This is a genomic window from Enterococcus spodopteracolus, assembly GCF_030441955.1.
Taxonomy (GTDB): Bacteria; Bacillota; Bacilli; order Lactobacillales; family Enterococcaceae; genus Enterococcus_B; species Enterococcus_B spodopteracolus.
The window spans coordinates 1-1,021 of the sequence record NZ_JARJHD010000048.1; the positions used below are offsets into that span (position 1 = coordinate 1).

The window sequence follows — 1,021 nt, forward strand, 5'->3', positions numbered from 1 at the left end:
GTCGGTGACGGACTGAACCTCCACGCTGACCGGATTGCCACTTCCGTCAACCAGGCTTATCAGCGCGGTACCGGAGGATGGCAGCGTGATTTCACGGTCGAGCGTCAGCGTCCGGGTCTGGCTGTTCACCGCCAGCACACGACCACCGGTGCTGATACCGGCATAGTCATCATCGCAGATTTCAATAACATCGCCCGGTACATGGCGAAGCCCTTCTGCGCCGACGCTGAAATCCACGGTCTGCGTTTCCAGCAGTTCTGTTTTAATCAGCCACAGCCCGGCGCGGTGTGCCTGCCCCCGGCTGGTACAGCCAAAGGCATCCATCTTCGTAACATTACGACCGTAACGGGCAATGGCCTGCGTATCTTCAACAAGCTCTGTCGCCGTCTCCCAGCCGTTGTTCGGGTCAATCCAGTTCACCTCAACGGCATTATGGCGGTCCTTCAGGGCGCTGAAGCTGTAGCGGAACGGCGCGCCATCATCCGGCATCACCACATTACTGCGGTTATAGGTCCACGTCTTATCCGACGGTCGGTCCTGCACGAACGTCAGCGTCTGCCCGTTCCATACCGGCATACAGCGCATCGCCGAGCAGAAATCGCTGAGCACATCCCACGCCTTACGCTGTGTGGTCAGGTACGCATTACAGGTGATGCGCGGCTCCGTGCCGCCAAAGCCGTCCGGCACTGACTGGTCGCAGTACTGGCCGATGACATACAGCGCCCATTTATCCACATCCGCCGCACCAAGACGTTTCCCCATGCCGTAGCGCGGATGGGTCAGCATATCCCACAGACACCAGGCCATGTTGTTGCTGTATGCCGGTTTAAACGTTCCGTCCCAGATACCGCTGTATTGCCGCGTCTGCGGGTTATAGTTCGACGGCACCTGCAGAATACGCCCGCGCAGATGATAATTACGGCTCACCTGCTGGCTGCCGAACTGCTCCGAGTCCACCTGCACGCCGACCAGTGCCGTGTTCGGGTAGCACTGTTTCACATCGATGATTTCAGTGTATGAC

1 protein-coding gene is annotated in these 1,021 nt (G+C 58.7%); it reads right to left on the bottom strand.

All coding sequences use genetic code 11. From position 1 onward, the window contains the following. A partial coding sequence (locus P3R27_RS14345) for a TipJ family phage tail tip protein (protein ID WP_301399131.1) occupies window positions 1-1,021 on the bottom strand: 1,021 nt, incomplete at both ends.